Genomic DNA, 18,204 nt, shown 5'->3' on the forward strand with positions numbered 1-18,204 from the left:
CGTGTGTTCGTCCTGTACCGGTGGGAGAATGACATCGGGCCGGGCGAACGACAGTACGGGAGAGGGATGTGACGGCGACACCAGCGCAGCCGTACTCGCCGTCGGAGCCGCGCGTGCCTCGCGCGCGCCGGACCGTCTCCCCCCTGCCGCGGGGGCGGCGCCGTCGCCGGGCCCCGGGGCCGCTGCGCGACACGTTCGCCCTCATGGCGCTGCCGCTGGTCGCTGCGCTGGCGCTGCCCGCCGCGTTCGCCGGCGGCGGCACCCGCCGCTGGTTCGGCGGACGCGCGGAGAACCAGCGTGCCGAGGCGCAGGCCGCCAAGGACGCGGCGGCCGCGGCCTTCTACGAACTCGACACCGCCCAGCGTGATCTGCGGATCTCCGTCGAGACGATCACCGCCGTCGACGACTCCCCCGCCGCCCGCCGGGTCGTCGACGACTTCGCGGCGCTCGGCCGGCGCATCGACGAGGCCAGCCACCGCTACATCACCGCCGTCGACGCCCACGACCTTGACCGGGACGACCTGGACGCCGCCACGGCCTCCCGGGCCCGCACCGAGCTGACCGCCGCCAAGGAGGAGCTGGGCCGGGTCAAGCAGGACCTGGACCGGTTCGCGGACGGGCTCGGCCCGCTGCTCGGCAAGGCCGAGACCCAGCTGGCCCGGCTGGCGCCCGCCGTGGAACGCGCCCGGCAGGCGCTGCTCGCCGCCTCCCAGGCCCTCGACACCGCCCGCGGCTCCGGGCTCGAGGCCGACGACCTCGCGGCCCGGCTCGCCGCGCTCTCCCCGGAGCTGACCAAGCTGAACCAGGGCGCCGGACAGCACGGCGTGCCCGGCACCCTGGACCGGGCGGCCCGCGTCACCCGCGAGGCCGAGGCGGTCCGTGTGGAGGCGGAGCGGCTGCCGGAGCGGGCCGCCGAGATCGACCACCGGCTGGTGTCCCTGCGCACCCGCGCCGAGGCGCTCACCACCCGTTCCGGGCAGGTCGAGCCGGTGCTGAGCGAGCTGCGCCGGCGCTTCACCGCCGCCTGCTGGCAGGACCTCCAGGGCGTGCCCGAGATGGCCGGGCGCAACGTCCGGCAGGCGGAGGAACGGCTCGCCGAGGCCCGCGCGGCCCGTGACGAACAGCGCTGGGCGGACGCCACCGCGCTGCTGTCCACCGCGCGGGCGCTGCTGAACACCACCGACGAGGCCGTGTCGGCCGCCGGCGACCGGCTGCGGCGGCTGAACGCCGTGCAGAAGAACCCGGAGCAGGAGATCGAGCGCACCCGGTTCGCCATCCGGGACGCCCAGCGGCTGGCCATGGCCGGCCGCAACACCCCCGACCCGCGCCACGCCCGTCCGCTGGACGACGCCGTGGCCCGGCTGGACCGGGCCGTCGCCGGGCTGGAGGGCCGCCACCCCGACTACTGGCACTTCCTCACCGAGACGGAGGAGGTACGGGAGACCGTGGGCCGCGTGGTCGCCCGGATCCGGGAGGAGCGCGGGGCGGGCGCCAACTGACCGGTCCGCCCCCGCCGGTCCGGTTAACCTGTGCCCATGCCTCGCTACGAGTACCGCTGCCGCACCTGCGGCGACACGTTCGAACTGAGCCGTCCGATGGCGGAGTCCTCGGCCCCCGCGGCCTGCCCGGCGGGCCACGACGACACGGTGAAGCTGCTGTCCACGGTGGCCGTGGGCGGCACCGCCTCCGCGTCCGCGGCGGCCCCGGCGCCCGGCGCGGGCGGGGGTGGCGGCGGCTGCTGCGGCGGGGGATGCTGCGGCTGACCTCCGTCCTCAGGTCCCCTTCAGCTTGGCCTTCCTAGCGTGGGGGCATGACAGCCGGCGCAGCACACGGGATCACATCCGCCGCGGAGACGGGCGGCGGACCGCAGTGGGTCAACAGCCTCATGGACGCCCTCGGCGCCCCCGGGGCCGGACTCGCCATCGCGCTGGAGAACCTCTTCCCGCCCATCCCCAGCGAGGTGATCCTGCCGCTCGCGGGGTTCGCCGCGAGCAGCGGGCGGATGAGCCTCGTCGCCGTGCTGCTGTGGACCACCGCCGGCTCGGTGGTCGGCGCGCTCGCGCTGTACGGGGTGGGCGCACTGCTCGGCCGGGAGCGGACGCTGGCGCTCGCGGGGCGGCTGCCGCTGGTGAAGGTCGGGGACGTCGAGAAGACGGAGGCGTGGTTCCTGCGGCACGGGTCGAAGGCGGTGTTCTTCGGCCGGATGATCCCGGTCTTCCGCAGTCTCGTCTCGGTGCCCGCCGGGGTGGAGCGGATGCCGCTGCCGTTGTTCCTGGGCCTGACCACGCTGGGCAGCGCGATCTGGAACACGGCGTTCGTGCTGGCGGGCTGGGCGCTCGGCGACAACTGGACCGAGGTCGCGTCCGTCGTCTCGGCCTACTCCAAGGTGGTGCTGGCGGCTGCCGCCCTGGCCCTCGTGACCTTCGTGATCCTGCGCCTGCGCCGCGCCCGCACCGCCAAGGACGACGCGCCCGCCGGGCCGGACGACACCCGGCCGACCCCCTCCTCGGCGGACACCCTCACCCTGCGCCGCCCCGACTGACGGCACCGGCCTCGTAGGACGCCTGCCCCACCCCGGCGCCGTCCCCACGCACCGCGGGCGTCGCCCTAAGGTGTCCGCGCCGCCGCACGGCGGGGCGGGGTCAGCGCGAGCGGATGGTGCGCAGGAGTTCGCGGAGGATGCGTTCGCCCGCCGCGACGCCCCGCTCGGGCAGGGAGCGGATGCCGGGGGCCGTCCAGGACGCCTCGGCGAGTTCGCCGTGGCCGGGGCGCCAGCCCAGGTCGGCGGCGAGCAGCAGGTCCGCGTCGAGGAGGGAGTCACCCGCGGCGAGGGTGAGGTCCGCGCCGGTGCGCCGGGCGACCTCCCGCATGGCCGCGCTCTTGGTGAGCGGCTTGGGCACGGCGTAGATCTTGCGGCCCTGGAGGGACACCGTCCAGCCGCGGTTCTCCGCCCACTCGCCGAGTTCCTTCACCCACTCCTCGCGCAGCAGCTCGCGCTCGACGACGAGGTAGGCGAAGAGGTCCTCGGCGGTCCGGTGCTTGCGCACCCACACGGGGTCGGCGGTGCGCAGCAGGTGCTCCTGCACCTCGGCCAGCGGCGCGCACTCGTCGGCCAGCCGGGCCTGGACGCTCGCGTGCCAGTCGGGGTCGGAGACACCGTCGACGAGCAGGTGCCCGCCGTTGGCGCAGATCGCGTACGTCGGGGCGGGGCCGGGCAGGTTGATGCGCTGGTACTGCTTGCGGGTGCGGGTCGTGGTGGGGACGAACAGGGCCTCGTCACCCAGCTCGGTGAGGAGCTGGGCGGCGGTCTCCGTCAGGTAGGACAGGGGCCGGCTCTCGTGGACCTCCACGCACAGCAGCCTGGGCGCCCGCGCGTCGGGCATGGTCAGGGCGAGGGCGGCGGCGGAGTAGATGAGGGTGCGGTCGAGGTCGCTGGCGACGATGACGGGCATCAGCGGCTCACCGCCGTGCCGTCGGCGCCGGTCGCGCCCCGGGTGAAGCGCGGGTGGATCAGGCCGACACAGGTGTACGGCAGGTCGGCGACCTCCTCCACGGGGACGCCCCGCTGCTCGGCTAGCAGGCGGACGTGGTCCAGGTCGCTGCCGGCCCCGGCGCGGGCCAGCACCTTCCACGGCACCCGGCGCAGCAGCACCCGGGTGGTCTCGCCGACGCCGGGCTTGACGAGGTTCACGTCGTGGATGCCGTACTCCTCGCTGATGCGTTCCACCGCCGCCCAGCCCTCCCAGGTGGGCGTGCGGTCCGCGGCGAGCAGCTCCTTGGCCTCGGCGCGGGCTGCCTCGGTGACCTCCTCGAAGCGGGCCGTGACGGCGTCCAGGAAGGCCACCGACAAGTCGGCGCCGGCGAGTTCGCGGTAGTACTTGGCGCCGTGGTAGTCGTCGGGGCCGACCAGGTCGGCGCGCAGCACGGTGCGTGAGATCAGGCCGGACACCGTGGAGTTGAGGCACGCGGACGGGATCAGGTAGTCCTCGCGGGTGCCGTACGTACGGACGCAGGATCCGGGGTCGGCGAGGACCGCGATCTCCGGGTCGAAGCCGGTGACGCCCTCGGCCTTCTCGAACTCTTCGACGGCCTGGGCGAGTTCACGGGTGATGGCGCCCTTGCCGGTCCAGCCGTCGACGAACACCACGTCGCGCGGGTCGTGGTGGGCGGCCAGCCAGCGCAGGGCGTTGGCGTCGATGCCGCGGCCACGCACGATGGACACGGCGTAGTGCGGCAGGTCGAGGCCGTGACGGTGCAGCGCCCAGCGGCGCATCAGGATGCCGACCGGCGTGCCGGCGCGGGCCAGGGACACCAGCACCGGGCGGGGTGGCCGCTCGGCGAGGACGGTCTCGGTGACGACGCCGACGGCGTGCGCCAGCCGGGCCGCCGACGCCTCCAGGGCGTCGTGGAAGAGCTGCTGGTACCGCTCGCTCGGCTGGTACTCCACCGGCAGCGACTCGGCGTAGTGGGCGCCGCCGCTCTGGATGGCCTCCTCGCGCTCCTCGGTCGGCGCCTCCAGCGTCACGTCCGAGAGGTCCTGGAGCAGCCAGCCGACCTCCTCGGGCGCGTACGAGGAGAAGGCGGGACCTCGGAGGGGCTCGGGCAGCATGGTGGCGGGCCTTTCGGGGGCGTCCTGGACGGCGGCGGGCGCGGCGGGCACGTACGACGGTACGACCGCGAGAAGGACCCGCGGGGTGTGTTCGGCGAGCCGGGCGAGCAGGCCGTCGGGCGCGTGCAGCGCGGGGGTGTCGGCGGCCGAGTCGACGACGGCGACGACGGCGTCGAAGCCGGCGCCCGCGACGTTGTAGGCGTAGCGCTCGCCGGGGCCGTCGGCGGGGTCGTCGTGGGCGGGGAAGACCAGGCGGGTGCGGATGGCGTAGCCGGGGTCGTCGACCGCGAGGACGGGCGAGCGGGTGGTGGTGGAGTAGCGCACCTCGGCGCCGGTGGTGCGCTCCAGCTCGGTGGCGAGGCGCAGGGGGGCGTACATCAGTTCCTCGAAGCCGAGGACGAGCACGCGGTGCGCCTGTTCGGGGAGGGCGGCGGATATTCGGGCCGCCATGGCGGGGAGGGCGTTCTCGAGTGCGGTGCGGTGGGCGGGGGTGAACCCGTGACGGCCTCCGTCGGGGAGGCCGGCCGGCCAGCGCAGGTCCACTCGGGTGAGATCCCCGGCCGACTGCGGCCCGGTGGGGGCTTGTGCGCCGTCACCGGCGCCCCGAAGGGGCGCGGGGAACCGCGCGCTCGGCCCCGACGGCGCCGCGGCCGCCCGACCACCCTCCGCGGCAGCCTCGTGCCGCGCCACCAGCGCCTGCCCCTTCTCCAGGACGCCCTCAGGCAACCGCACCGTTCCCGACGCGACCGTCACCAGATCGATCCGCGCCCCGATCTCCCGGCCGAACTCCTCCAGCCGCCCGGCGTCCGCCGCCGACCGCATGTCGACCAGCGCGACGACGACGTACCGTCCCCGCGGATACCGCGCGTGAAGAGCGCGGACGGTGTTCAGCACCGTGTTCCCCGTCGAGAACTCGTCGTCCACCAGCACCAGCGGCCCGTCCCCCGCCAGCAGCGCGGGATCCTCCGGCAGCAGCAGGTGGGAGGTGGCGTGCGAGTGGGACTCCTCGAAACCGCCGGCGGTGGCGACCCCGGCGACCGGCCGGCGCGTGGAGTGCAGGTAGGGCGCGGTGCCCAGGCCGTCGGCGACGGAGTGGCCGAGACCGGTCGCGGTCTCGGCGTACCCGAGCACGACGGCCCGCCCGGCCGCGTCCTCGCCCAGCAGCCTCCGCACCCGGCGGCCGAGCTCGACGCCGTGCCCGTGGACCACGGACGGAGCCTGGGGGACGTGCTTGCCGAGGACGTTCGACACCAGCAGGTGGGCCCGCTTGGGGTTGCGGCGCAGGGCCAGCCCCAGCAGCCCGGGCAGCCGCTCGTCGCCGGTCAGCTCGACGCCGAGCCGCTCGGCGACCCAGGTGCCGGACCAGGTGTCCGCGCCGGCCGGGGTGTTGTGACGCGCCGGCCGGCGCATCCCCTCGTTCACAGCCTTGTTCTCCCTCTCGGTCACTCCGCCAGGCCCGCCGCGAGCAGTTCCACGAAGCCGATGTCCTCGTTGGCGACGCCGAACACCTCGGCGCGCAGCAGGGTCCGCTCCGCCCAGGCGCGGTGCGGCTTCACCTCGTTCATCTTGTTGGTGTACGCGGACCTGAGTACACCCCCGCCGCCGCGATCCGGCCGCAGGATGTCCTGGGCGTCGCTGTACTCCTCGTGACTGACGACGGACAGCGCGTGCACGGGCAGGACGTGGGACGGGTGGATGCAGGTCTTGCCGAGCAGGCCGTTGGCCCGGTCGAGGGCGATCTCGCGCAGCAGGCCGTCCATGGCGTGTTCGATCAGCGTCTCGCGCAGCGCCGTGGCCTGCACCTCCAGGAAGGGGCTCTGCCGCAGCTGGGGCTTGAACATGCGCTCCTGGACCCGGAAGTACTCCCAGACGGGTCCGGTCACGGTGAACCCGGTGCCGTCGGCCCGGGCCAGCATGTTCACCACGTCGGAGATCACCGAGGCGACGACCTGGATGTCGTACGCCGTCATGTCGGGGCCCCGGCGCAGCCCGTAGGAGGAGCAGAAGTCGGTGACGCCGAGGCGCAGGGCGAGCACGCGGTCGCGGTACTTGTCGACGGCGCCGAAGATGCCCTCCAGCGTCTCCACGCGGCTCTCGCGGTAGAGCAGCTCGGGCGACTCCAGCACCGGCATGGCGAACAGCCGGTGGCCGCTCGCGGACTCGGCGGCGGTGAGCGCCTCGAGGAACGGCAGTCCGCGCTCGGCGGTGAACTTCGGCAGCACGAATCCGGACAGCAGCGGGACCGCGGGGCCGAGGCGGCGGACCAGGTCGGGGATCTGCTCGGGGACCCGGACCCGGACGAACAGCAGCGGCGGGTCGGCCCCGGGCCGTCCGGCGAGGCCGGTGAGCTGGCGGACCAGGTTCTCCTCGCCGGCGACGACGTCGGCGTCGCTGATGGAGTCCTCCAGGCAGAGCACCATGGAGACCACGCCGCGGGCGCCCTGCTTGACGATGTCGTCGGCGAGCCGGGGCCGGGTGGCGGGGCTGTAGAGGGTGGCGCCGAGCGCGGCGGACAGCACCCGCGCCGGTGAGTCGGCGGTGAAGGAGCAGGGCTCCCGGTAGAAGAGACGTTTCCTTACCGCAGGGGCGATGTGCCCGAAATGACGCATTGAACTCCCCCGTGGCTCTGGTGGGCTCTGTGATGTGCCGGAAGGTGGCCGGTTGTGCCGGAAGGTGGCCGGTAATAGTACGTAGGGGCCCGTGTCGGCGGTTCCCGCCGGGCATGAACTTCAGGTAACCCCGTGATGTCGGAGCCAACCCCCCGCATTGTCGTGACCAGGACGGAGAAGGCAGGATGACCGCATGACGCACGCGATGCTGAAGGGGTCGAACGTTCCTCTCGAGGCCACCACGGTACGCGCCGTGCTGCGCTGGTCGCCCGGGCAGGGGGTGCCGGACGTGGACGCCTCCGCGCTGCTCCTCGGTCTCGACGGCCGTGTGCGCTCCGACGAGGACTTCGTCTTCTACAACCAGCCCCGGCACCCGTCCGGGAAGGTGTGGCGGCTCGGCAAGAAGCGGGTCGCCGAGGGTCTGACCGACACGATCCAGACAGACCTGGCCGGTGTCGAGTCGGGTGTCGGCCGGATTCTCCTCGTCGCGTCGGCGGACGGGGTCACCTTCGACCGCGTACAGGCCCTGCGCATCCTGCTGTACGACGCGCGGACGTCCGACGGCGAGGCGCTGGCGTACTTCGACGTCAAGCCGGAGACGGGCCGGGAGACCGCGCTCATCTGCGGTGAGCTGTACCGGCGCGGGGAGGGGTGGAAGTTCCGGGCGCTCGGCGAGGGCTACTCCAACGGGCTGAAGGGCCTGGCGACCGACTTCGGCATCTCGGTGGACGAGTCGGAGGCCGCCGAGGGGCCCGACGCGGACCGCCCGGCCACGCCGGAGCCGCCCGCGCAGGCCCCCGAGGGCGTCTCGCCCGACGCGCTGACCCAGCCGCAGGCCCCGGTGGCGGCGGCACCGGAGGTGTCCCGCCCGCTGCCGCCCGAGCAGCCGCCCGTGGGCGTGCCCGCGCAGCCCGCGTACGGCTATCCCCCGCAGCAGCCCCCGGCCACGCAGCCCGCCTACGGCTACCCGCACCCGGCGGGCCGCCCCGCCTACGGCTATCCGGAGCCCGCCACGGCCGCCGCCCCGGCCGCGCCCACCGGCTACGGCTTCCCGCCGCCGGCCTCCGGCGCCCCCGACCCGGACTTCCGGCTCCCGCCGCAGGGTCCGCAGTTCCTCGGACGCTAGGGCCTGTCCGACAGGCCCTGGGCACGGCCGGAAGGCCGACCGGTGGGCCGGCCGCGGCTCACCGGTCGGCCTTCGTCTTGAAGCCCCTGCCCCACTGAAGGCCCCAGCCGTAGAGCCGGTCCAGCTCCGCCTGGAAGCCGTAGACGAACCGCACCTCGCGGTGCACGAGGATCTCGTTCTTGACGTTTTCGATCATCACCACCGCGCAGGAGCGGGCCTGCGGATGGCGTTCGTCGAGGGAGATCTCGATCCGCGGGCCGTTGCTCGGGTAGAGCGTGACCACGGCATGGGTGCGGTCGAAGGCCGGCGTCTGGTCGTAGATGTAGGCGAAGACCAGCAGGCGCTTGATGTTCTCCCGCTGGTCCAGGTTGACGTAGATCGTCTCGCCCGAGGCGGAGCCGAACCGGTCGTCACCGCTCAGCTTCACGTACGGCGGGTCGTTGACGTCGCCGAGGAATCCGCCGAGGGGCTGCACCACGCCCTTGGTGCCGTCCTGGAGTTCGTACAGGCAGCCGAGGTCGAGGTCCACGTTGACCATGGACTGGCTGTGCCCGACGACCTCCGGCGGCTTGAGCGCCTTGAACGGGTGGCGCAGCAGGCTCTCGCGCTGCGGGCCGCCGAAGTCGGAGGTGCGCATCCGCCAGCTGAGGTTGATCCGCAGATGGCCGTTGGCCGCGCCCTGCTTGGTCAAGGACACATGGCCGTGCCGTTTGGTCAGCTCGATGGCGTTGGTGGCCGCGTTGCCGGAGTCGAAGGCGTTCCCGCGTCCGCGCCACAGTCCGTCCAGGAAACTCATTCCCGCCCCAAGTCCACTTGTCGAACCCCCGCCGGTGGCCGCGGGGCGCCGGGGCGCCGCACGGCCGACGGGGCGGCCACCGAGGACTGGTCCTCGGTGGCCGCCCCGTCGAGAGCGTTCCTCACCCGGAGGGCTGTCACACCCCGGACGCGACCTCTGTCTTGTCGTCCGCCCGTGCCTCCGCCTCCGCGATGCGCTTGTTGCGGCGCACGGAGGACCAGAAGGAGGCGCCGATCAGGACGACGCCGACGAGACCGGTGATGATCTCGTTGATCTGGTACTGGATGGTGACGAGCAGGATCATCGCCAGGGCGCCGATCGCGTAGTGCGCGCCGTGCTCCAGGTACACATAGTCGTCCAGGGTGCCCTGGCGGACCAGGTAGACCGTGAGCGACCGGACGTACATGGCGCCGATGCCGAGGCCGAGCGCCATCAGCACGATGTCGTTGGTGATGGCGAAGGCGCCGATCACGCCGTCGAAGGAGAAGGACGCGTCCAGCACCTCGAGGTAGAGGAACATGAAGAACGCGGCCTTGCCGGCCAGGGCGATCGCCGACTTGGGCTTGCCCTCGCGTGCGGCCTTCTCCTCCTCCTCGTGTTCCTGCTCCTCCTCCTCTTCGAGTTTGTCCTCGAAGTAGCCGGAGAGCCCGCCCACGATCATGTAGGTGATCAGACCGGCGATGCCGGCCAGCAGGACCGTCTCCGCCTTGTCCACGTGCGTGCCGCCGTGCTGGTGGGCGTTGGCGGCGAAGGTCATGGCGGAGATCAGCAGGACGATCAGCGCGATGCAGACCGACAGCATGTCGACCTTGCCGAGCTTGGCCAGCGGCCGCTCCAGCCAGGCCAGCCACTTGATGTCGCGGTCCTCGAAGATGAAGTCGAGGAAGATCATCAGGAGGAACATGCCACCGAAGGCGGCGATCGACGGGTGGGCGTCGGTGACGAGCTCCTGGTATCGGTCCTTGTCGCTGAGCGCGAGGTCGACCGCCTCGATCGGACCGAGCTGTGCGCTGACCGCGACGATGACGACGGGGAAGACCAGTCGCATACCGAAGACGGCGATCAGGATGCCGATGGTGAGGAAGATCTTCTGCCAGAAGGCATTCATCTTCTTCAGGATTCCGGCGTTGACCACCGCGTTGTCGAAGGACAGCGAAATCTCGAGGATCGAGAGGATCGCCACGATGCCGAAGGCGGTCCACCCCCCGAAGAGGACCGCTGCGACCAGGCCGAGCGCGGTGACCGCGAACGACCAGCCGAAGGTTTTCAGAACCACTGGCTACCCCAGGTGTGTGTACGGGTCTCCCCCGCCGCCGTGGCGGCTTTACGAAACGTTGACCCCGAAGTCTAGAGCGATGCCGCGCAGGCCTGACGCGTACCCCTGCCCTACTGCACGGAACTTCCACTCGCCCTGGTAGCGGTAGAGCTCACCGAAGATCATCGCTGTCTCGGTGGAGGCGTCCTCGCTCAGGTCGTACCGGGCGAGCTCCTGGCCGTCCGCCTGGTTCACCACGCGGATGAACGCGTTGCTGACCTGGCCGAACGTCTGGCCACGCTCGTCGGCCATGTGGATGGAGACCGGGAAGACGATCTTGTCGCACTGCGCCGGCACCTTGGACAGGTCGATCAGCAGGGACTCGTCGTCGCCGTCACCCTCACCGGTGAGGTTGTCGCCGGTGTGCTCCACCGAGCCGTCCGGGCTCGTGAGCTGGTTGTAGAAGATGAACCACTCGTCCCCCATGACCCGGCCGCCGCTGCACATCAGCGCGCTGGCGTCGAGGTCGAAGTCGGCTCCCGTGGTGGAGCGCGCGTCCCAGCCGAGCCCGACCATCACCTGCGTGAGGTCGGGTGCGGCCTTGGACAAGGAGACGTTGCCCCCTTTGGCAAGCGTGACGCCCATGATGCTGGTCCCCCTCCGGGTGGTGTTTCTCAGGTGGTCCTGCACGTCCGGCGCCGCACGTAAACCGTGCGGCGCCGGACGATGTGGCCGTGCGGGACGGCCGCTCGGGCGCAGCCGCCCGGGAGGTGTGCGTCTCAGACGTTCACACCGAAGTCCTGCGCGATGCCGCGCAGGCCGGAGGCGTACCCCTGGCCGATGGCGCGGAACTTCCACTCCGCGCCGTGCCGGTACAGTTCGCCGAAGACCATGGCGGTCTCGGTCGAGGCGTCCTCCGACAGGTCGTAACGGGCGATCTCGGCGCCGCCGGCCTGGTTGACGACGCGGATGAACGCGTTGCGCACCTGGCCGAAGGACTGCTGGCGGTTCTCGGCGTCGTAGATGGAGACCGGGAAGACGATCTTCTCGATGTCCGCCGGGACACCGGCCAGGTTGACCTTGATCTGCTCGTCGTCGCCCTCGCCCTCACCGGTGAGGTTGTCACCGGTGTGCTCGACGGATCCGTCGGGGCTCTTGAGGTTGTTGAAGAAGACGAAGTTGGCGTCGTTGCCGACCTTGCCCGAGTTGTTCAGCAGCAGGGCACTGGCGTCGAGGTCGAAGTCGGTGCCGGTCGTGGTGCGGACGTCCCACCCCAGTCCGACGATGACCGCGGTCAGGCCCGGCGCCTCCTTGCTCAGCGATACGTTGCCGCCCTTGCTGAGGCTGACTCCCACGAGTCCTCCCTTGGTGTCCAGGGGCGGGATGCCCCGTTGTGCTTGGATGTCGGATCAACGAGTCGATCCTAGTGACGGGTTCCCCGGGGCCGCAGTCCCTGGCGGCGAACGGTCACAGCGCGTCGAGCGCCGCGAGGTACTCGTCCGGGTCACGGGCGTCCGCCATGCCGCTGCTCACGGTCCGGCGTACGACACCCTCCTTGTCGATCACGAAGGTCTTCCGTACCGCGCATCCCTTGTCCTCGTCGAGGACGCCGTAGGCGCGGGAGACGTTGCCGTGCGGCCAGAAGTCGCTGAGCAGCGGGAAGGGAAGATCCTCCTGCTCACCGAAGACCCGGAGGGTGTGGATGGAGTCGTTGGAGACGGCGAGCACCTCGGCGTCGCGCTCGGCGAACTCCTTCAGCCGGTCGCGGATCTCGCCCAGCTCGCCGGTGCACACACCGGTGAACGCGAACGGGTAGAAGAGCAGCACCACGTGCTTCTGCCCACGGAAGTCGGACAGACGCACCGGGGCGCCGTGGTTGTCCTTGAGTTCGAAGTCGGGAGCCTGCTCGCCGACCGGGATCGTCATCGTCGTCCTCGTCCCTCCGCGGTGGTGCGCTGCGACCACCCTACGCAGGGGAGACGACGGTCCCGCGAACGGGCCGACGCGTGCCACGCACGCCGCCGCCGGCCCGTCCGGGGATGGTTCACCGCTTCGACTTGGCCGCCTTCGGGGTCGCCAGCCGGCTGCCGCTCCAGTCCTTGCCGACGCTGACGCTCTTGGACGCCGTCAGGCCGGCCGTGGTAGCCGCCTCCGAGATGTCGCTCGGCTCGACGTAGCCGTCCCGGCCGGTCTTCGGCGTGAGCAGCAGGATCGCGCCGCCCTCTTCGATGTACGTGGTGGCATCCACCAGCGCATCCGTCAGGTCGCCGTCGTCGTCGCGGAACCACAGCACAACGGCGTCAGCCACGTCGTCGTAGTCCTCGTCGACAAGGTCGCTCTCGATGACGCCCTCGATGGCCTCGCGGAGCTCCTGGTCGACGTCGTCGTCGTAGCCGATTTCCTGGACCACCTGCCCGGGCTGGAACCCCAGCCTGCCGGCAGGGTTCGTCCGCTCCTCCGCGTGGTCCGCGGTCGCGCTCACGGGTTGCCTCCTGATCATGTCTTGGGAATGTCTCAGCCACGCGCGTGCGCGAAGCATTGGCCGTAGTCCACACGGGCGGGACGGATCGCGCAAGTACCCGGCCGTGCGCACCGCCGAAACGGTGACGATCCTGGCCGGGTCACCGCAACTTCAGGCACACCATCATCGCCCGCAGTGATGGACACCACACCTTTGTGCCCCGTTTGGGCGTTTGGGAACCGTCTGTGGGTACGAGACTCGAATGTACTCGCCCCTTGCCTCACCGTACCGGCCGGACCTTCGGATTACCTCTCGGTAGAGATGACGTCCGAGGCCCGGGGGTGGAGCATGGGACCGGCGCAATCCGGGCCGTGGCGAGCGAGACGACGGCCCTTTCACGGCCCTCCGACAGGTAAGGAACAGCGTGGCTTCCGCATCCGATCGCAACCCGATCATCATTGGCGGCCTCCCGAGTCAGGTTCCTGACTTCGATCCCGAGGAAACCCAGGAGTGGCTCGACTCCCTCGACGCCGCGGTCGACGAGCGCGGCCGGGAGCGGGCCCGTTATCTGATGCTGCGGCTGATCGAGCGGGCCCGCGCCAAGCGCGTCGCCGTGCCCGAGATGCGCAGCACGGACTACGTGAACACGATCCCCACCCGGGCCGAGCCGTTCTTCCCGGGCAACGAGGAGATCGAACGCAAGATCCTCAACGCGACCCGCTGGAACGCGGCCGTGATGGTCTCGCGCGCCCAGCGCCCGGGCATCGGGGTGGGCGGCCACATCGCCACGTTCGCGTCCTCCGCCTCGCTGTACGACGTGGGCTTCAACCACTTCTTCCGCGGCAAGGACGAGGGCGACGGCGGCGACCAGGTCTTCTTCCAGGGGCACGCCTCGCCGGGCATCTACGCCCGCGCGTACCTGCTGGACCGGCTGAGCGAGCAGCACCTCGACGGGTTCCGCCAGGAGAAGTCGAAGGCGCCGTACGCGCTGTCGTCGTACCCGCACCCGCGGTCGATGCCGGACTTCTGGGAGTTCCCGACGGTGTCGATGGGCCTCGGCCCGATCGGTGCCATCTACCAGGCCCGGATGAACCGCTACATGCACGCCCGCGACATCGCGGACACCTCGAAGTCGCACGTGTGGGCGTTCCTCGGCGACGGCGAGATGGACGAGCCGGAGTCGCTGGGCCAGCTGACCATCGCCGCGCGCGAGGGCCTGGACAACCTGACCTTCGTCGTCAACTGCAACCTCCAGCGGCTCGACGGCCCGGTGCGCGGTAACGGCAAGATCATCCAGGAGCTGGAGTCGGTCTTCCGGGGCGCCGGCTGGAACGTGATCAAGCTGGTCTGGGACCGCACCTGGGACCCGCTGCTGGCCCAGGACCGCGACGGCGTGCTGGTCAACAAGATGAACACCACGCCCGACGGCCAGTTCCAGACCTACGCCACCGAGTCCGGCGCGTACATCCGCGACCACTTCTTCGGTGACGACCACCGGCTGCGCGCCATGGTCGAGGGCATGACCGACGACCAGATCCTGCACCTGGGGCGCGGCGGCCACGACCACCGCAAGATCTACGCGGCCTACAAGGCGGCCCTGGAGCACAAGGGCCAGCCGACGGTGATCCTGGCGAAGACGATCAAGGGCTGGACGCTGGGCCCGAACTTCGAGGGCCGCAACGCCACGCACCAGATGAAGAAGCTGACGGTCGAGGACCTGAAGCACTTCCGGGACCGGCTGCACCTGCCGATCTCCGACAAGGACCTGGAGTCCGGTCCGCCGCCCTACTACCACCCGGGGCCGGACACCGAGGAGATGCAGTACATGCACGACCGCCGCCGGACCCTCGGCGGGTACGTGCCGACGCGGGTGGTGCGGTCCAGGCCGCTCGCCCTGCCGGACGACAAGACGTACGCGACCGTGAAGAAGGGCTCCGGCCAGCAGTCCATCGCGACGACCATGGCCTTCGTCCGGCTCCTCAAGGACCTCATGCGGGACAAGGAGATCGGCCGGCGGTTCGTGCTGATCGCGCCGGACGAATACCGCACGTTCGGCATGGACTCGTTCTTCCCGAGCGCGAAGATCTACAACCCGCTCGGCCAGCAGTACGAGTCCGTGGACCGGGAGCTGCTGCTCGCGTACAAGGAGGCACCCAACGGGCAGATGCTGCACGACGGCATCTCCGAGGCCGGCTGCACCGCCTCGCTGATCGCGGCCGGCTCGGCCTACGCCACGCACGGCGAGCCGCTCATCCCGGTGTACGTCTTCTACTCGATGTTCGGATTCCAGCGCACCGGCGACCAGTTCTGGCAGATGGCCGACCAGCTGTCCCGGGGCTTCGTCCTCGGCGCCACCGCGGGGCGGACCACACTGACCGGTGAGGGGCTGCAGCACGCCGACGGTCATTCGCAGCTGCTCGCCTCGACCAACCCGGCGTGCGTCGCCTACGACCCGGCGTTCGGCTACGAGATCGCGCACATCGTGCAGGACGGGCTGCGCCGGATGTACGGCTCCTCCGGCGAACACCCGCACGGCGAGGACGTCTTCTACTACCTCACCGTGTACAACGAGCCGATCCAGCACCCGGCGGAGCCGGAGAACGTGGACGCCGAGGGCATCGTCAAGGGGCTGTACCGCTTCAGCGAGGGCCCGGCGGGCTCGCTCCCGGCGCAGATCCTGGCCTCCGGCGTCGCGATGCCGTGGGCGGTCGAGGCGCAGAAGATCCTCGCCGAGGAGTGGAACGTCAAGGCGGACGTCTGGTCGGCGACCTCCTGGAACGAGCTGCGGCGCGAGGCCGTGGACTGCGAGCGGCACAACCTGCTGCACCCGGAGGAGGAGCAGCGCACCCCGTACGTGACGCGCAAGCTGGCCTCGGCGCGGGGGCCGGTGGTGGCGGTGTCCGACTGGATGCGGTCGGTGCCGGACCAGATCGCGCGCTGGGTGCCGGGGACGTACCAGTCGCTGGGCGCGGACGGCTTCGGCTTCGCGGACACCCGCGGGGCGGCCCGGCGGTTCTTCCACATCGACGCGCAGTCGATCGTGCTGGCGGTGCTGACCGAGCTGGCCCGCGAGGGGCACCTCGACCGCTCGGTGCTGAAGCAGGCGATCGACCGGTACCAGCTGCTGGACGTGTCGGCCGCGGACCCGGGCGCGGCGGGCGGCGACGCGTAGCACGGGAAACGGCTGAGCCCCCGGCGCGTCGCCGGGGGCTCAGCCGTGTGGTGCCCGGGTGTCAGAACATGCCGTTGCCCATGGCGCCCGCCCCGGCCAGCCAGATGAGGGCCAGGAGCGTGTCGATGGCACCGAGGACCAGGGCGATCAGTGCCGGCACCGAGCGGGAGCCCGCCCAGCTGCGGCCCATCGCGAGCCAGCCGCACACCATCGCCACCGGGCCGAGGACGATGCCCAGTACGAAGAAACCGGCGACGGCGCAGATGGCTCCGATGATCCCGAGCGTCGCGCGATCCGGCCCGGACCGTGACCACGTCCGGCCACTGGTGCGGGGGTGCCTGCGCGTACCTTGTCCGAAGCTCGCCATCATCAACTCCCTGATGGGTTGGTTGACATGACGGGTACCCCGCTTCCGCCCCGAATTCCCCCGCATGCCGGGGGATGACCGCCGCCCGCGCGCCGCCCCCCCTCCGGCAGCGCGCGTGCGATGGTCCTCACGGACCGTCAGATGTGGACGGGCCGTCAGATGTGGCCGACGCCCGCGCCCGCCTCCGCGTTCTCACCGCGCTTGGTGAACAGCGCCACCCCGACGGCGACCGCGGCGACCCCGGCGGCCACCAGGGACGCCAGGCTCATGCCGGAGATGAAGGTGTCGTGGGCGACGTCGGTGATCTTCACGGCGATCGCCTCGGGGGTGCCCTTGGCCACCGGCGGCACACCGACCTGCACCGCCTGGGAGGCCGCAGCGGCCTGCTCCGGGTTCAGCGGCGGGAGCCCGGCCTTGTCCCAGTTGCCCGGCAGGTCGCCGTCCACCTTGGAGGCCATCACGGCACCCAGCACGGCCGTGCCGAGGCTGCCGCCCACCTGCATCGCGGACTGCTGCAGACCGCCGGCGACCCCGGAGAGCTCCAGCGGCGCGTTGCCCACGATGACCTCGGTGGCGCCGACCATGACGGGGGCGAGGCCGAGGCCGAGCAGGGCGAACCAGACGGACATGGCGAGGCTGCCGGTGCTCTTCTCCAGCGTGGAGATGCCGTACATGGCGAGCGCGGTGCAGGCCATACCGCCGGCCAGCGGGATCCGCGGACCGACCTTGGTGATCATCACGCCCGCGAGCGGGGAGCCGACGATCATCATGCCGGTGAGCGGAAGCAGGTGCAGACCGGCGTCGACCGGGCTCAGCCCGTGCACGTTCTGCAGGTAGAAGGTGACGAAGAACAGGCCGCCCATGAAGGCGATGGCCATGAGCACCATCAGCACGACGCCCGCGGACAGCGGGACCGAGCGGAAGAGGGCCAGCGGGATCAGCGGCTCCTTCACCCTGGTCTCCCAGACGGCGAAGGCGACGAAGCCGATCACCGAGGCGGCGATGAATCCCCAGGTCCTGCCGTCGCCCCAGCCCCACTCGGGCGCCTTGATCAGGGCCCACACGAGGCAGAACATCGCACCGGACAGCAGGGCGATGCCCGGCACGTCGAAGGAGCGCGGCGCGTTCTCCGCGCGGTGGTCGAGCAGGATCCACACGCCGAGCGCGACGGCGAGGACACCGACCGGCACGTTGATGAAGAACACCGACTGCCAGTTGACGTGCTCGACGAGGACACCGCCGAGGATCGGCCCGCCGGCGGTCGAGGCGCCGATGACCATGCCCCAGATGCCGATGGCCATGTTGAGCTTCTCGGCCGGGAACGTGGCCCGCAGCAGGCCGAGCGCGGCCGGCATCAGCAGCGCGCCGAACAGGCCCTGGAGCACGCGGAAGACGATGACCAGGGTGATGCTGTCGGACAGGCCGATGGCGCCGGAGGCGGCGGCGAAGCCGACGACACCGATGAGGAACGTCTGCCGGTGCCCGAAGCGGTCACCGAGCTTGCCCGCGGTGATCAGGGACACCGCGAGGGCGAGGAAGTACGCGTTGGTGATCCACTGGACGTCGGCGAGGGTGGCGCCGAGGTCACTGGCGATGGCGGGATTGGCGATGGCCACGATGGTGCCGTCCAGGGCCACCATCATGACCCCCACGGCAACGGTGAACAGCGTGAACCAGGGGTGCCCGCGCAGCCCCTTGCCCGGCGTCGCCTCCGACGGGGCGCCCGAGGGTCCGTCCCCCTGCCCCGCCTTGTCGATGGTGGTCTGACTAGTCATACGTTCGAGGCTAGTGACAGCCACTGACACTTGA

General features: G+C 71.4%; 16 protein-coding genes. 5 read left to right on the forward strand and 11 right to left on the reverse strand.

The features are described from left to right. Positions 1-68: 68 nt before the first annotated feature. From F3L20_RS25305 to F3L20_RS25315, 3 genes are read left to right on the forward strand one after another with little or no spacing between them, the layout of a single operon-like run. Positions 69-1,499 carry a hypothetical protein gene (locus F3L20_RS25305; protein ID WP_150156301.1) on the forward strand — a complete coding sequence of 477 codons (1,431 nt, stop codon included), beginning with the start codon at positions 69-71 and terminating at the stop codon, positions 1,497-1,499. 36 nt (positions 1,500-1,535) lie between these two features. Next, positions 1,536-1,763, forward strand: a complete 228-nt coding sequence (locus F3L20_RS25310; protein ID WP_145825505.1) for an FmdB family zinc ribbon protein — start codon at positions 1,536-1,538, stop codon at positions 1,761-1,763. Positions 1,764-1,810: 47 nt separating this feature from the next. Beyond that, positions 1,811-2,542, forward strand: a complete 732-nt coding sequence (locus F3L20_RS25315) for a DedA family protein (protein ID WP_150156302.1) — start codon at positions 1,811-1,813, stop codon at positions 2,540-2,542. Between the two features lie 100 nt (positions 2,543-2,642). On the opposite strand, the gene F3L20_RS25320 is transcribed toward F3L20_RS25315, so the two are convergent. Genes F3L20_RS25320 through F3L20_RS25330 form a run of 3 tightly spaced genes read right to left on the reverse strand, consistent with a single transcriptional unit; the run spans position 2,643 to position 7,218 of the window. Beyond that, on the reverse strand, positions 2,643-3,452 hold the full coding sequence (locus F3L20_RS25320) for an HAD family hydrolase (RefSeq protein ID WP_150156303.1): 810 nt from the start codon (positions 3,450-3,452) through the stop codon (positions 2,643-2,645). After that, positions 3,452-6,019 carry a phosphoribosyltransferase gene (locus F3L20_RS25325; RefSeq protein ID WP_150157492.1) on the reverse strand — a complete coding sequence of 856 codons (2,568 nt, stop codon included), beginning with the start codon at positions 6,017-6,019 and terminating at the stop codon, positions 3,452-3,454. The genes F3L20_RS25320 and F3L20_RS25325 overlap by 1 nt, the downstream gene beginning before the upstream one ends. Positions 6,020-6,051: 32 nt before the next feature. Next, positions 6,052-7,218 (reverse strand): HpcH/HpaI aldolase/citrate lyase family protein, encoded by a 1,167-nt coding sequence (locus tag F3L20_RS25330; protein ID WP_150156304.1) that lies wholly within the window; start codon positions 7,216-7,218, stop codon positions 6,052-6,054. A gap of 193 nt (positions 7,219-7,411) precedes the next feature. On the opposite strand from F3L20_RS25330, the gene F3L20_RS25335 reads away from it, so the two are divergent. Next, positions 7,412-8,344, forward strand: a complete 933-nt coding sequence (locus tag F3L20_RS25335) for a TerD family protein (protein WP_150156305.1) — start codon at positions 7,412-7,414, stop codon at positions 8,342-8,344. Positions 8,345-8,402: 58 nt separating this feature from the next. Here F3L20_RS25335 and F3L20_RS25340 read toward each other — a convergent pair whose 3' ends face one another. The 6 genes from F3L20_RS25340 to F3L20_RS25365 form a co-directional block, all read right to left on the reverse strand. Continuing rightward, complete coding sequence (locus tag F3L20_RS25340; protein WP_150156306.1) at positions 8,403-9,140, reverse strand: TerD family protein; 738 nt, start codon at positions 9,138-9,140, stop codon at positions 8,403-8,405. A 136-nt stretch (positions 9,141-9,276) separates the two neighbouring features. Beyond that, a complete protein-coding gene (locus F3L20_RS25345; RefSeq protein WP_150156307.1) occupies positions 9,277-10,416 on the reverse strand; it encodes a DUF475 domain-containing protein in 1,140 nt (379 codons plus the stop codon). 48 nt (positions 10,417-10,464) lie between these two features. Beyond that, positions 10,465-11,040: a TerD family protein gene (locus tag F3L20_RS25350; RefSeq protein WP_150156308.1), complete on the reverse strand. Its 576-nt coding sequence runs from the start codon at positions 11,038-11,040 to the stop codon at positions 10,465-10,467. A gap of 134 nt (positions 11,041-11,174) precedes the next feature. Further along, a complete protein-coding gene (locus F3L20_RS25355) occupies positions 11,175-11,750 on the reverse strand; it encodes a TerD family protein (RefSeq protein ID WP_024882807.1) in 576 nt (191 codons plus the stop codon). A gap of 112 nt (positions 11,751-11,862) precedes the next feature. After that, positions 11,863-12,321: a peroxiredoxin gene (locus tag F3L20_RS25360; protein ID WP_150156309.1), complete on the reverse strand. Its 459-nt coding sequence runs from the start codon at positions 12,319-12,321 to the stop codon at positions 11,863-11,865. Between the two features lie 118 nt (positions 12,322-12,439). Continuing rightward, positions 12,440-12,877: a DUF3052 domain-containing protein gene (locus F3L20_RS25365; protein ID WP_167534606.1), complete on the reverse strand. Its 438-nt coding sequence runs from the start codon at positions 12,875-12,877 to the stop codon at positions 12,440-12,442. Positions 12,878-13,280: 403 nt separating this feature from the next. On the opposite strand from F3L20_RS25365, the gene aceE reads away from it, so the two are divergent. Further along, on the forward strand, positions 13,281-16,028 hold the full coding sequence (aceE, locus tag F3L20_RS25375; RefSeq protein WP_150156310.1) for a pyruvate dehydrogenase (acetyl-transferring), homodimeric type: 2,748 nt from the start codon (positions 13,281-13,283) through the stop codon (positions 16,026-16,028). Positions 16,029-16,089: 61 nt separating this feature from the next. Here the strand turns inward: aceE and F3L20_RS25380 are convergent, their stop codons facing one another. Further along, positions 16,090-16,398, reverse strand: a complete 309-nt coding sequence (locus F3L20_RS25380) for a small hydrophobic protein (protein WP_150156311.1) — start codon at positions 16,396-16,398, stop codon at positions 16,090-16,092. Positions 16,399-16,550: 152 nt separating this feature from the next. After that, the gene (locus F3L20_RS25385) at positions 16,551-18,170 is read right to left on the reverse strand and encodes an MFS transporter (protein WP_150156312.1); all 1,620 of its coding nucleotides are present in this window, start codon (positions 18,168-18,170) and stop codon (positions 16,551-16,553) included. Between the last annotated feature and the right edge of the window lie 34 nt (positions 18,171-18,204).

Origin of the sequence: Streptomyces tendae, from assembly GCF_008632955.1 — a bacterium.
Taxonomy (GTDB): domain Bacteria; phylum Actinomycetota; class Actinomycetes; order Streptomycetales; family Streptomycetaceae; genus Streptomyces.